Here is a 12466-nt window from a genome sequence, read left to right on the forward strand (position 1 = left end):
TTAGTGTCTGCGCCCCTCTCCCGTGGGAGAGGGTTGGGGTGAGGGCATCAGGGCTCACTGTAGTAAGCCAGCCTCTCCGCCAGCAAATCCACAAACGCCTGTCTGTCAATATCCACCATCACCGTTGTATTCGGTTTATTCCCCGTCAGCGAGTAGTAGTCCACCACCGTCATGCCCTGGGTATATTTCCCCTGTGTCTCAACACCTACCCATCGGTCCACCGTGGTAAATATCTCCGGCTTTAACAGCCAGGCGATCGTGCAGGGGTCATGCAGCGGTGCGCCGTGGAATCCCCACTTCTCGGCTTTGTGATACTCCATAAAGAAGTCGAGCAGCTCAGCCACGGTTGTGGCGACCGGGTTACCCACGGAACGGAAGCGTTCAATATCGTCGGCCATAATCTGCGCGCGGTGGGTAACGTCCAGCCCTGCCATCACAATCGGTAAACCGGACTGGAAGACGATCTCCGCCGCTTCCGGGTCGACAAAAATGTTGAACTCAGCGGACGGCGTCCAGTTACCGAGCCCCATCGCCCCGCCCATGATGACGATACGGGCAATTTTGCCGTGCAGTTCCGGATGGCTGTTCAACAGCAGCGCGACGTTAGTTTGCGGTCCCGTTGCCACCAGGGTGACGGGTTCCGCGCTCTCACGCAGCACCTTTGCCATCAGCTCTACGGCGGTACAGTTTTGCGGCGTGAAGCCCGGCTCCGGCAGCGCCGGACCGTCCAGGCCACTTTCACCGTGCACGTTATCCGCAATAATTAATTCACGCATCAGGGGCTTGAGGGCGCCGCCAGCGACAGGAATATCCGTGCGGTTAAGCAGCGTCAGCATGCGCAAAACGTTACGCAGGGTTTTATCCGGCGTCTGGTTTCCGGCAGAAGAGGTGACGGCTTTGACGTCGAGCTCAGGGGAGGCAAGTGCAAGGACGAGCGCGATCGCGTCATCATGACCCGGGTCGCAATCGAAAATAATAGGTTGTGCCATAGCGTTCTCCATTCATAGCGTTATTTTGTGACAAGGTTAACGCTGCAATGGGACACACGACGAGAAGAAGTGAGCGAAAGCGTGAGGCAGTGCGCAATCCGCAGATTGCGCACTGAGAAGATTAATGCAGGATTTTCGCGAGGAAATCTTTCGCACGTTCTGATTTGGGGTTAGCGAAGAACTCCTCTTTCGGTGAGTCTTCCACGATCTTCCCTTCGTCCATAAAGATCACGCGGTTGGCCACTTTACGGGCGAAGCCCATCTCATGGGTTACCACCATCATGGTCATCCCTTCATGCGCCAGCTCAACCATCACGTCCAGCACTTCGTTGATCATCTCCGGATCGAGGGCCGACGTGGGTTCGTCAAACAGCATCGCCACAGGATCCATGCACAGCGCGCGGGCAATCGCCACACGCTGCTGCTGGCCGCCAGAAAGCTGTGCCGGGAACTTATCGGCATGGGCCGCGAGCCCAACGCGTTCCAGCAGTTTCAGGCCTTTCTCGCGCGATGCTTTTTTATCACGCTTAAGCACTTTCACCTGCGCCAGGGTCAGGTTCTCAATAATGGAGAGGTGAGGGAACAGCTCAAAATGCTGGAACACCATCCCAACGTGAGAGCGAAGCTGGGCGAGGTTGGTTTTCTTGTCGTTAACTTTGGTGCCGTTGACCACGATCTCACCCTGCTGCACCGGCTCCAGTCCGTTGACGGTTTTGATCAGCGTCGATTTACCGGAACCGGACGGTCCGCACACCACCACCACGTCGCCTTTTTTCACTTCGGTGGAGCAGTCGGTCAGCACCTGAAAGTGCCCATACCATTTAGAAACATTTTTCAGGGAAATCATTGTACCGTCCTTTTCTTCAGCCAGCTGACCAACAGCGACGCGCTTAAACTAATCACAAAATAGACCGCTCCCGCGAAGAGCACCATCTCGACCTGCGTACCATCACGTTCACCGATGGTGGACGCGGTACGGAAGAAGTCTGCCAGACTCAGCACGTAGACCAGGGAGGTATCCTGGAACAGTACGATACCCTGGGTCAGCAGGAGTGGAACCATGGCGCGAAACGCCTGCGGCAGAATAATGAGCTGCATGGACTGCCAGTGCGTCATCCCCAGTGCCAGCGCGGCGCTGGACTGTCCACGGGAGATACTCTGAATGCCCGCACGGATAATCTCTGAATAGTAGGCGGCCTCAAACATCGAAAACGCCACCATCGCGGAGATCAGGCGGATATCGGTTTTCGGTGACAGCCCCAGCACGTTTTGCAGGAAGCCGGGCACAATCAGATAAAACCACAGCAGCACCATCACCAGCGGGATGGAACGGAAAACGTTGACGTAGGCGGTTGCAAACCAGGCGAGCGGCTTAAAGCTCGACAGGCGCATGACGGCCAGCAGGGTACCCCAGACAATACCGACGATGATGGCAATAAGCGTGATTTTTAAGGTAATCACCAGGCCATCAAGCAGGTATGGCATAGAGGGAACGATAGAACTCCAGTCAAATTCGTACATTATTTGCCCCCCATATTGCCCGGCAGGCGAATTTTGCGTTCAACCAGGTTCATCACCAGCATGATGAAAGCGTTAATCAGAACATACGCGAGCGTGATTGCGGTGAAGGATTCCCACGCGTGCGCCGAGTAATCCAGCAGCTTGCCCGCCTGAGCCGCCATATCGACCAGACCGATGGTTGAGGCGATGGCCGAGTTTTTCACCAGGTTCATCATCTCAGAGGTCATCGGTGGGACGATCACGCGGTAAGCGTTAGGCAGCAGCACGTAGCGGTAGGTTTGCGGCAGGGTCAACCCCATCGCCAGACCCGCATTTTTTTGTCCACGGGGTAATGACTGAATGGCGGCACGCACCTGCTCGCAAACGCGCGCAGCGGTAAACAGCCCCAGACACATCATCGAGGAGACAAAGAACTGTACATTCGGATCCAGTTCCGATTTGAACCACATACCAATATTTTCAGGCAGCAGTTCCGGGATAACCAGATACCAGGTAAAGAATTGCACGATGAGCGGAACGTTACGGAACAGTTCCACGTACAGGGTGCCCAGTGTTGAAAGGAAACGGTTAGGGACGGTACGCAGAATACCGAACAGCGAACCGACAAGAAACGCGATAATCCACGCTGTTATCGATAATGCCACGGTAACCTGAAATCCGCTCCACAGCCAGCCAAGATAGGTGGTGTTGCCGAACGGGGCTTGTTGCAGGAATATGCCCCAGTTCCAGTCGATTGACATAATAAACTCCAGAAAAAAAAGGGTAGCAGCGCTACCCTCGAAGATTGGTGAGAAGCTCATTTTCGTGCTGAGTGGGGAACGACCACTCAACGTATAGTCTGTCCGTGCTTCCCGACAATCGAGAGGGCAGGAGATCCCGCCCCTGTTGTTCTAATTAGTTAAGAGCTTTGTCATTGGGTGATTTGAACAGGGCCTTCATGTCGTCGGACAGTTCAAAGTTCATGTTCAGGTTTTTTGGTGGAATCGGGTTCTTGAACCATTTGTCGAACCATTTTTCCGCTTCGCCGGAGGTTTGCACCTGGGCGATGGTGTCATCGATCAGCTTTTTGAACTGCGGATCGTCTTTACGCAGCATACAGCCGTAGGCTTCTTTCGACTGCGCGGTACCGACGATATCCCAGTTGTCCGGTTTCTTCGCTTTCGCACGCTCGCCCGCCAGCAGGGCGTCGTCCATCATAAACGCGACGGCACGACCACTTTCCAGGGTACGGAAGGAGTCGCCATGGTCTTTGGCGCTGATGATGCGCATATCCATTTTCTTCTCGTCATTCAGCTTGTGCAGCAGCACTTCTGAAGTGGTACCGGAGGTGACCACGACCGCTTTCCCTTTCAGGTCAGCGAAGTCTTTGATCTCACCGCCTTTCTTCGTCAGCAGGCGGGTGCCCACAACAAAGATGGTGTCCGAGAAGGCTGCCTGTTTCTGACGCTCGAGATTGTTGGTGGTGGAACCACACTCAAAATCAAAGGTGCCGTTTTGCAGCAGTGGAATACGGTTCTGTGAAGTGATTGGGATCAGCTTCACCTGCAGGTCAGGTTTGTTCAGCTTTTTCTTCACAGCTTCAACGATGGCGTTGGAGTAATCCTGTGAATAGCCTACGACTTTTTGCGTGTTGTCGTAGTAAGAGAACGGGACAGAAGATTCACGGTGGCCGACCACGATCACGCCGTTTTTGGCAATCTTGTCGAGGGTGCTGCCGGCTGCCGGCGCATCTTCAGCGTGGACCACGCCAGCAGACATTCCCATCACCAGCATTGCTGTGGCCAGTTTACGTAATTGCATACCCAACTCCTTCTTATCAGCGCCAGTGACGCATTGATACCCATTGTGATGTTGTTATATCTCGCGCGATGCGAGTGCAGTGTTATGCAAGCTTGTTAACATTTAGTCTGGCTTAATGTAAAGATTTTGCTGCGTTATTGTTTATTTTTGCGAAGCGCGCCGCACCATTCAGAGGCAAATATCTCCCGTTGCACCGTTTCGGTGCTACCGGTGATCTACGCTGGTGCGACAAAGTTGCACATTAAGCCAAACTGCGTTTACCTGAATAAACAAAGCAATAGGCGTGCCAGAAATGAATTCGGAGAGGATTGTCGGGTGGCGGCTACGCCTTACCCGACCTACGGGAGCAAAAATGTAGGCCGGGTAAGCATCAGCGCCACCCGGCAACAGAAGGTAAGGTTATTTACGACGCTGACTCAGACTCATCAACACGGCGCCAAAGCCAAACAGCGCGGTCAGGATCCACAGTGGCCAGTTGCCGGTACGCGCATATGGCGTTAACCCGGTCGTTGGCGTGACTGTCGTGGTCAGCACTTCACGGGTGAACTGAGGGATCATGGCCTGAATTTCACCCTGCGGTCCAATAACGGCGGTAATGCCGTTATTGGTGCTGCGCAGCAGTGGACGCGCCAGCTCCAGGGAGCGCATGCGCGCCATCTGGAAGTGCTGCCACGGGCCAATCGACTTACCGAACCACGCATCGTTAGAGATGGTCAGCAGGAAGTCCGTGTCCGGACGGAAGTTATCCCGCACCTGTTCGCCGAGAATGATTTCGTAGCAAATGGCCGCCGTCAGAGCAAAGCCGTGCGCGTGCAGCTGGGGCTGAACGTATGGCCCGCGGCTGAAAGAGGACATCGGCAGGTCAAAGAAGGGGGCCAGCGGACGCAGAATCGACTCCAGCGGAACAAACTCACCAAACGGTACCAGGTGATTCTTGTTATACCGGTCAGTCGAGTGGTAACTGTATTCGCTGTCTTTACCGAGCGTAATGATGGTGTTGTAGGTGTCGTAGCGGTTCTGCTGGTTCAGACGCGCATCCACAATGCCGGTAATCAACGTGCTGCCGCGCGCGAGTAGCAGATCGTTCATCATGTTCAGAAACGGCTGCTGGTTGAGCTCCAGATCGGGGATCGCCGACTCCGGCCAGATAATCAGCTGTGATTTTCCCATCACCTCTTCGGTGGCGTTGGCGTAAATCTTCAGCGTATTCAGCAGCTCTTTCTCGTCCCACTTCATGGACTGCGGGATATTTCCCTGCACCATAGAAACCTGCATGGCACGCCCGGGCTCCGGCGTGAACCACTGGATATAGCGCAGCGGGAAAGGCAGGGCGAACAATACGAGCGCCACCACCAGCGGTTTCCAGCAGCGCGTGACCAGCGCCAGTACCAGCAGGCCGCTGACCACCATCAGCAGGAAGTTGATGGCTTCAACGCCCATCACCGGCGCCAGACCTTTTAGCGGGCCGTCAATTTGACTGTAGCCGAACTGCAGCCACGGGAAGCCCGTCAGTACCCAACCGCGCAGGAACTCGGTGAGTTGCCAGACCACGGGCGCGGCAATGGCGACGCGTAGCCAGCTGGTTTTGGGCCACAGGCGAGAAAGGATGCCTGCGAATAAACCGGTATACAGCGAGAGGTACGCGGCGAGCAGTACCACCAGGAAGACGTTAACCGGGCCGGGCATACCGCCAAACTGGGCGATGCTGACATAGACCCAGTTGATGCCTGAGCCAAACAGCCCCAGCCCCCAGAAGTAGCCGATGGCGGCAGCCTGGACGGGACGACGATTCAGGGTTAAACCCTGTAGTCCCATCAGGGAGAGGATGGCCGCAGGCCAGATATCGTAAGGAGAAAAAGCCAGCGTACCGCTGGCTCCGAGTAACAGCGCCAGCAGCAAACGGACGCGCTGGCGTTCAAACAGTGGGGCAAATGCCATTTACATTACTCTTCCAGTTTTGGCACCGGTGAATCGTCCGGCGTTCTGACGTGAACCTGTATAATACGTCGGCTATCGGCCATGGCCACTTTGAACTGGTAACCGTCGATGTCAACGGTCTCACCGCGCGCCGGAAGATGACCAAAGGCCTGCATCACCAGCCCGCCAATGGTATCCACCTCTTCATCGCTGAAGTGGGTCCCGAAGGCGTCGTTGAAGTCCTCGATGGAGGCCAGCGCACGCACGGTCCAGGTATGGCGGCTGAGCTGACGGAAGTCGATATCTTCCTCTTCGTCATACTCATCTTCGATTTCGCCAACAATCAGCTCAAGAATATCTTCGATCGTGACCAGACCGGAAACGCCACCGAATTCATCAATAACAATCGCCATGTGGTAACGCTGAGAGCGGAACTCTTTCAGCATCCGATCCACACGTTTACTTTCCGGCACAACCACGGCCTGGCGTAACACTTTTTCCATGCTGAAGGCTTCGGCATCGCTGCGCATAAACGGCAGCAGATCTTTCGCCATCAAAATCCCTTCGATGTGATCTTTGTCTTCGCTGATGACCGGGAAACGTGAGTGGGCGGATTCGATGATCACATCGAGGCACTCGTCCAGCGTCTGGTTGCGTTTCAGGGTGATCATCTGTGACCGGGGGATCATGATATCGCGAACACGCTGGTCGGCGATGTCCATAACCCCTTCGAGCATTTCGCGCGTATCTTCGTCGATAAGGTCGTTCTGCCCGGAATCACGAATCAGCTCCAGCAGTTCATCACGGTTTTTCGGTTCGCCGTGGAAAAGCTGGTTCAGAATGAGGGAGAAAAATCCCTTTTTACTGGTTGTCGTGTCGCTACTGTGTGAATTGTCGTCGCTCATGGCGTTTGTTAAGGGTTCTCTTGTTAGTTCAACGTTTACCGCCACGCAATCTCCTTTCGTGGCGGCATGTTAGTCAGTCAGGTGACGGACTATTCTTTCTCGGCAATGTACGGATCCTCATAGCCCAGAGCAAGCATTATCTCTGTCTCAAGGGACTCCATCTCTTCCGCTTCGTCGTCTTCAATATGATCGTAGCCGAGCAGATGCAGGCTGCCATGGACCACCATATGCGCCCAGTGGGCTTCCAGCGGCTTTTGTTGCTCTTTGGCTTCCTGTTCAACCACCTGACGGCAGATGATCAGATCGCCCAACAGCGGCATCTCGATACCCGGCGGAGCTTCGAACGGGAAAGAGAGCACGTTGGTTGGCTTATCTTTCCCGCGGTAGGTCAGGTTAAGCTCGTGGCTTTCTGCTTCATCCACCAGACGAATCGTGACTTCTGATTCTTCCTGAAACTGGGGGATAACGGCATCCAGCCATTTCTGAAACTGTGCCTCATCTGGCATGCCGGAATTATCTTCACAGGCCAGCTGTAAATCGAGGATCACCTGACTCATTTCTGTTCTTGCTCCTGCGCTTCGCGCTTACGTTCTGCGGCCAGTTCGGCCTTACGCTTCTGATCTGCCTCTTCCCAGGCTTCATAGGCGTTAACGATACGCGCGACCACCGGGTGGCGTACCACGTCTTCACTGTGGAAGAAGTTAAAGCTAATTTCGTCGACCTCGGCCAGCACTTCGATGGCGTGGCGCAGACCCGATTTGGTGCTGCGCGGCAGGTCGATCTGCGTCACGTCACCGGTAATGACTGCCTTCGAGTTGAAGCCGATACGCGTCAGGAACATCTTCATCTGTTCGATGGTGGTGTTCTGGCTCTCATCAAGAATGATGAACGCGTCGTTGAGCGTACGGCCACGCATGTAGGCGAGCGGGGCCACTTCGATTACGTTACGCTCAATGAGCTTCTCGACTTTCTCAAAGCCCAGCATCTCGAACAGCGCGTCGTACAGCGGGCGCAGGTAAGGATCAACCTTCTGGCTCAGATCGCCGGGCAGGAAGCCCAGTTTCTCACCCGCTTCCACAGCCGGACGGGTCAGCAGAATACGGCGAATCTCCTGGCGCTCCAGCGCATCAACCGCGGCGGCAACGGCAAGATAGGTTTTCCCTGTACCTGCCGGACCGACGCCGAAGGTGATGTCATGGTCAAGAATGTTGGCGATGTACTGCGCCTGGTTTGGCGTCCGCGGCTTGATGACGCCACGTTTGGTCTTAATGTTAATGGCCTTGCCGTAGTCCGGTACACTTTCCGCGCTCTGCTCAAGCACGCGCGCCTCTTTAATGGCGAGGTGGATTTGTTCCGGTTCGATATCCTGAATTTCGCCGCGCATCGGGGCGGTATCGACATACAGGCTACGCAGAATGTCCGCGGCGGCGTTGACGCAGATAGGGCGTCCGGTAAGTTTGAAATGATTATCGCGACGATTGATTTCGATACCCAGACGTCGCTCCAGTTGTTTGATGTTGTCATCAAACGGCCCGCACAGGCTCAGCAGGCGAGCGTTGTCTGCGGGCGTCAGGCTAATTTCACGCGTATCTATGTTCAAACTGTTCCTCATTGATTGGTTAACTGATCCGTTGCGACAGGACGTAATAAAACGGTCATTACCGAAATTATTCACGCCACAGAATAAAGGCGCAAGCGTTGCGGATGATATTGGGGACGATGAGAGGAAATACAAGGCCTGCCGAAGAGGCAGGCCTGAAGGATTAAGGCTGGTAAATTCCCACGCCAGAATCATTTTCTTTGCGGGTACGGGAAATTACAGATTCTGGTGACTCTGCAATACGCAGGCCCATCTCATCTTCGGTACGTACCACTTTCGCACGCAGCGAGTTGGTCAACACTTCAACAATCTCGACGTCCACAAATTTACCGATCATGTCCGGGGTACCTTCAAAGTTGACCACGCGGTTGTTCTCGGTACGTCCGGAGAGTTCCATGATGCTCTTGCGCGAGGTGCCTTCCACCAGAATACGCTGGACGGTGCCGAGCATGCGGCGGCTCCAGGCGTTGGCCTGCTGGTTAATGCGCTCCTGCAGAATGTACAGACGCTGTTTTTTCTCTTCTTCCGGTACATCGTCAACCATATCGGCCGCAGGGGTGCCAGGACGCGGTGAGAAGATGAAGCTGTAGCTGACGTCAAAATTCACTTCGCCGATGAGCTTCATGGTGCGTTCGAAGTCATCAGCGGTTTCGCCAGGGAAGCCGACAATAAAGTCAGAGCTTATCTGGATATCCGGGCGGGCTTCACGCAGCTTACGGATGATGGATTTGTACTCCAGCACCGTATGCGGACGGCCCATCAGGTTCAGCACGCGATCGGAACCGCACTGAATCGGCAGGTGCAGGAAACTCACCAGTTCCGGCGTATCGCGGTAAACGTCAATGATGTCGTCGGTAAATTCCATCGGATGGCTGGTGGTAAAGCGAATACGGTCGATGCCGTCAATCGCGGCCACCAGACGCAGCAGTTCGGCAAAGCTGCCGGTGGTGCCGTCGTAGTTCTCACCGCGCCAGGCGTTAACGTTCTGACCCAGCAGGTTGACTTCGCGAACGCCCTGGGCGGCAAGCTGTGCAATTTCAAACAGGATGTCATCTGCCGGGCGGCTGACCTCTTCACCACGGGTATACGGCACCACGCAATAAGTACAGTATTTGTTGCAGCCTTCCATGATAGAGACGAACGCGGTCGGGCCATCGGCGCGCGGCTCTGGCAGACGGTCAAATTTTTCGATCTCCGGGAAGCTGACGTCAACGACCGGGCTACGATCGCCGCGCACCTTGTTGATCATTTCAGGCAGGCGGTGCAGGGTCTGAGGGCCAAAGACAATATCCACATACGGGGCTCTCTGGCGGATCAGCTTACCTTCCTGCGACGCAACGCAGCCACCCACGCCGATGATCAGGTCCGGATTTTTTCGTTTAAGAAGTTTCCAGCGGCCTAACACGTGAAAGACTTTTTCCTGCGCTTTTTCGCGAATTGAACAGGTATTTAGCAGCAGCACATCGGCTTCTTTCGCATTTTCAGTCAGCTGGTATCCGTGGGTGGTGTCCAGCAGATCGGCCATCTTGGATGAATCGTATTCATTCATCTGACAGCCCCAGGTTTTTATATGGAGTTTTTTAGTCATCGACTTGCTCAGCTCAGGATTGCAAGCCGCGTATTGTAATGCTTTGGTGGGGTTGTGACCAGTATGAAGGTTATGTGTCTCATGACCGAAAAAATCCGGTAAACTTAAGGGATTCTGCAATAAGGAAAATTGACCATGACACTCCTACACACCGAAGTTGCCGTTGTCGGCGGCGGTATGGTCGGCGGCGCGCTGGCGCTGGGGCTGGCGCAGCAGGGATTTGAGGTAACGGTAATTGAACAGGCAGCGCCTGGGCAATACGATCCGGCGGCCAAACCGGATGTACGCATCTCCGCGATCAGCGCAGCGTCCGTTGATCTGCTGCGCGGGCTGGGCGTCTGGGAGTCGGTGCTGGCGATGCGCGCCCATCCTTACAGCCGTCTTGAAACCTGGGAGTGGGAAAATGCCCACGTCGCGTTTGATGCCGCTGAGCTGAAGTTACCGCGCCTGGGTTATATGGTGGAAAATAACGTGCTCCAGCGGGCACTCTGGCAGGCGCTGGAGGCGCACCCGAAGGTGACGTTGCGTGTGCCTGCGTCGCTGAAGGCGCTGCATCCTCACGAGAGTGGCTATGTGCTGACGCTCGACAGCGGCGATGAACTGGCCGTGAAGCTGGTCGTCGGGGCCGATGGTGCTAACTCGCAGGTCAGGCAAATGGCGGGTATCGGGGTGCATGCCTGGCAGTACGAGCAGTCCTGTATGTTGATCACCGTTCAGTGTGAGAATGCGCCGGGAGAGAGCACCTGGCAGCACTTTACCCCGAATGGTCCGCACGCCTTCTTACCGCTGTTCGATAACTGGGCGTCGCTGGTGTGGTACGACAAACCGGCGCGCATTCGCCAGCTGCAGGGGCTTTCAATGGAGCAATTGCAGCGGGAAATTCATCTGAACTTCCCGAGCCGTCTGGGCAATGTTATACCGGTTGCCGCAGGGGCGTTCCCGCTCACGCGGCGTCACGCACTGCAGTATGCCAGAGAAGGGCTGGCGCTGGTGGGCGATGCGGCACATACCATTCATCCGCTGGCCGGGCAGGGGGTGAATCTGGGGTATCGCGACGTCGATGCGTTACTGGATGTGCTGGGCAGCGCTCGCGGGCATGCGGAGAACTGGTCCAGTCATCAGGTCCTGAAGCGTTATCAGACGCGCCGTATGGCGGATAACTTTATCATGCAGTCGGGAATGGATCTGTTCTATGCCGGGTTCAGCAATGACATAGCGCCGGTGCGTATCTTGCGTAACATCGGTTTGATGGCGGCGGAACGCGCCGGCGGCTTGAAAAGACAGGCCCTGAAATACGCCCTAGGACTCTAATCTTTGCTCCGTCTATTCCCTCTCCCCGTTGGGGAGAGGGTTAGGGTGAGGGGGCATCAGGCCGCACTATTCTGAGCAACAAAAACAAAAAAGCCCGCAGAGCGGGCTTTTTTGTGACTAAGTGGCTGGGGTGCAGGGATTCGAACCCCGGAATGCTGGTATCAGAAACCAGAGCCTTACCGCTTGGCGACACCCCAATTGCGTTAAACAGACTGCTTAACGACTTTTTAAATTGGCTGGGGTACGAGGATTCGAACCTCGGAATGCCGGAATCAGAATCCGGTGCCTTACCGCTTGGCGATACCCCAACAATTTTTTTTCATTACCGAAATCAATCGATAATCTAAATTTGGTGGCTACGACGGGATTCGAACCTGTGACCCCATCATTATGAGTGATGTGCTCTAACCAACTGAGCTACGTAGCCAGTACTGCAATCTTCGATGGCTGGGGTACCTGGATTCGAACCAGGGAATGCCGGTATCAAAAACCGGTGCCTTACCGCTTGGCGATACCCCAATACCGCGGAGAACCGCAAAATCGAAGAAATATGGCTGGGGTACCTGGATTCGAACCAGGGAATGCCGGTATCAAAAACCGGTGCCTTACCGCTTGGCGATACCCCATCCGTGCAACGCTTACCCGGGAATGGTGCGGGAGGCGAGACTTGAACTCGCACACCTTGCGGCGCCAGAACCTAAATCTGGTGCGTCTACCAATTTCGCCACTCCCGCAAAAAAAGATGGTGGCTACGACGGGATTCGAACCTGTGACCCCATCATTATGAGTGATGTGCTCTAACCAACTGAGCTACGTAGCCATCTTTTTTTCGCGT

At 55.1% G+C, this 12466-nt stretch carries 11 protein-coding genes and 7 tRNA genes; 1 reads left to right on the forward strand and 17 read right to left on the reverse strand.

Features of this window, described 5'->3' with window-relative positions; translation table 11 throughout:
• Positions 1-47 precede the first annotated feature (47 nt).
• The 10 genes from rihA to miaB form a co-directional block, all read right to left on the reverse strand.
• Positions 48-989 carry a pyrimidine-specific ribonucleoside hydrolase RihA gene (gene rihA / locus C1N69_RS06075; protein ID WP_104556681.1) on the reverse strand — a complete coding sequence of 314 codons (942 nt, stop codon included), beginning with the start codon at positions 987-989 and terminating at the stop codon, positions 48-50.
• 121 nt (positions 990-1110) lie between these two features.
• Positions 1111-1836 (reverse strand): amino acid ABC transporter ATP-binding protein, encoded by a 726-nt coding sequence (locus tag C1N69_RS06080; protein ID WP_008501046.1) that lies wholly within the window; start codon positions 1834-1836, stop codon positions 1111-1113.
• Entirely contained in the window at positions 1833-2510 is a 678-nt protein-coding gene (gene gltK / locus C1N69_RS06085) for a glutamate/aspartate ABC transporter permease GltK (protein ID WP_025756342.1), read from the reverse strand. Before gltK ends, C1N69_RS06080 begins: the two co-directional genes overlap by 4 nt.
• Positions 2510-3250, reverse strand: coding sequence for a glutamate/aspartate ABC transporter permease GltJ (gltJ, locus tag C1N69_RS06090; RefSeq protein ID WP_008501048.1), 741 nt, complete (start codon positions 3248-3250; stop codon positions 2510-2512). Before gltJ ends, gltK begins: the two co-directional genes overlap by 1 nt.
• A gap of 154 nt (positions 3251-3404) precedes the next feature.
• Positions 3405-4310 carry an amino acid ABC transporter substrate-binding protein gene (locus C1N69_RS06095; RefSeq protein WP_008501049.1) on the reverse strand — a complete coding sequence of 302 codons (906 nt, stop codon included), beginning with the start codon at positions 4308-4310 and terminating at the stop codon, positions 3405-3407.
• A 399-nt stretch (positions 4311-4709) separates the two neighbouring features.
• The gene (gene lnt, locus C1N69_RS06105) at positions 4710-6248 is read right to left on the reverse strand and encodes an apolipoprotein N-acyltransferase (protein ID WP_155030852.1); all 1539 of its coding nucleotides are present in this window, start codon (positions 6246-6248) and stop codon (positions 4710-4712) included.
• Between the two features lie 5 nt (positions 6249-6253).
• Positions 6254-7132 carry a CNNM family magnesium/cobalt transport protein CorC gene (gene corC / locus C1N69_RS06110; RefSeq protein ID WP_025756344.1) on the reverse strand — a complete coding sequence of 293 codons (879 nt, stop codon included), beginning with the start codon at positions 7130-7132 and terminating at the stop codon, positions 6254-6256.
• Between the two features lie 89 nt (positions 7133-7221).
• A complete protein-coding gene (gene ybeY, locus C1N69_RS06115; protein WP_008501052.1) occupies positions 7222-7689 on the reverse strand; it encodes an rRNA maturation RNase YbeY in 468 nt (155 codons plus the stop codon).
• Positions 7686-8732, reverse strand: a complete 1047-nt coding sequence (locus C1N69_RS06120; RefSeq protein WP_025756345.1) for a PhoH family protein — start codon at positions 8730-8732, stop codon at positions 7686-7688. Before C1N69_RS06120 ends, ybeY begins: the two co-directional genes overlap by 4 nt.
• A 163-nt stretch (positions 8733-8895) precedes the next feature.
• The gene (gene miaB, locus C1N69_RS06125; protein ID WP_025756346.1) at positions 8896-10320 is read right to left on the reverse strand and encodes a tRNA (N6-isopentenyl adenosine(37)-C2)-methylthiotransferase MiaB; all 1425 of its coding nucleotides are present in this window, start codon (positions 10318-10320) and stop codon (positions 8896-8898) included.
• 135 nt (positions 10321-10455) lie between these two features.
• Between miaB and ubiF the strand changes: the two genes are divergently transcribed.
• Positions 10456-11631: a 3-demethoxyubiquinol 3-hydroxylase gene (gene ubiF / locus C1N69_RS06130; protein ID WP_155030853.1), complete on the forward strand. Its 1176-nt coding sequence runs from the start codon at positions 10456-10458 to the stop codon at positions 11629-11631.
• 122 nt (positions 11632-11753) lie between these two features.
• Here ubiF and C1N69_RS06135 read toward each other — a convergent pair.
• The 7 genes from C1N69_RS06135 to C1N69_RS06165 all read right to left on the reverse strand — a co-directional run bounded on the left by C1N69_RS06135 (position 11754) and on the right by C1N69_RS06165 (position 12451).
• Positions 11754-11828 (reverse strand) — tRNA-Gln (locus tag C1N69_RS06135).
• Between the two features lie 36 nt (positions 11829-11864).
• A tRNA-Gln gene (locus C1N69_RS06140) sits at positions 11865-11939 on the reverse strand.
• Positions 11940-11981: 42 nt separating this feature from the next.
• Positions 11982-12058: transfer RNA gene (locus C1N69_RS06145), tRNA-Met, on the reverse strand.
• 17 nt (positions 12059-12075) lie between these two features.
• Positions 12076-12150 (reverse strand) — tRNA-Gln (locus tag C1N69_RS06150).
• Positions 12151-12182: 32 nt separating this feature from the next.
• Positions 12183-12257: transfer RNA gene (locus C1N69_RS06155), tRNA-Gln, on the reverse strand.
• A 23-nt stretch (positions 12258-12280) separates the two neighbouring features.
• Positions 12281-12365: transfer RNA gene (locus tag C1N69_RS06160), tRNA-Leu, on the reverse strand.
• Positions 12366-12374: 9 nt separating this feature from the next.
• A tRNA-Met gene (locus C1N69_RS06165) sits at positions 12375-12451 on the reverse strand.
• Positions 12452-12466 lie beyond the last annotated feature (15 nt).

It is taken from the genome of Enterobacter sichuanensis (assembly GCF_009036245.1).
Classification (GTDB): Bacteria; Pseudomonadota; Gammaproteobacteria; order Enterobacterales; family Enterobacteriaceae; genus Enterobacter; species Enterobacter sichuanensis.

What these genes read in the sequence shown, in the direction of transcription:
- C1N69_RS06080 (WP_008501046.1), bottom strand. Translation starts at nt 1,836, where the DNA reads ATGATTTCCCTGAAAAATGTTTCTAAATGGTATGGGCACTTTCAGGTG.
- ubiF (WP_155030853.1), top strand. Translation starts at nt 10,456, where the DNA reads ATGACACTCCTACACACCGAAGTTGCCGTTGTCGGCGGCGGTATGGTC.
- C1N69_RS06095 (WP_008501049.1), bottom strand. Translation starts at nt 4,310, where the DNA reads ATGCAATTACGTAAACTGGCCACAGCAATGCTGGTGATGGGAATGTCT.
- miaB (WP_025756346.1), bottom strand. Translation starts at nt 10,320, where the DNA reads ATGACTAAAAAACTCCATATAAAAACCTGGGGCTGTCAGATGAATGAA.
- lnt (WP_155030852.1), bottom strand. Translation starts at nt 6,248, where the DNA reads ATGGCATTTGCCCCACTGTTTGAACGCCAGCGCGTCCGTTTGCTGCTG.
- rihA (WP_104556681.1), bottom strand. Translation starts at nt 989, where the DNA reads ATGGCACAACCTATTATTTTCGATTGCGACCCGGGTCATGATGACGCG.
- ybeY (WP_008501052.1), bottom strand. Translation starts at nt 7,689, where the DNA reads ATGAGTCAGGTGATCCTCGATTTACAGCTGGCCTGTGAAGATAATTCC.
- gltJ (WP_008501048.1), bottom strand. Translation starts at nt 3,250, where the DNA reads ATGTCAATCGACTGGAACTGGGGCATATTCCTGCAACAAGCCCCGTTC.
- corC (WP_025756344.1), bottom strand. Translation starts at nt 7,132, where the DNA reads ATGAGCGACGACAATTCACACAGTAGCGACACGACAACCAGTAAAAAG.
- gltK (WP_025756342.1), bottom strand. Translation starts at nt 2,510, where the DNA reads ATGTACGAATTTGACTGGAGTTCTATCGTTCCCTCTATGCCATACCTG.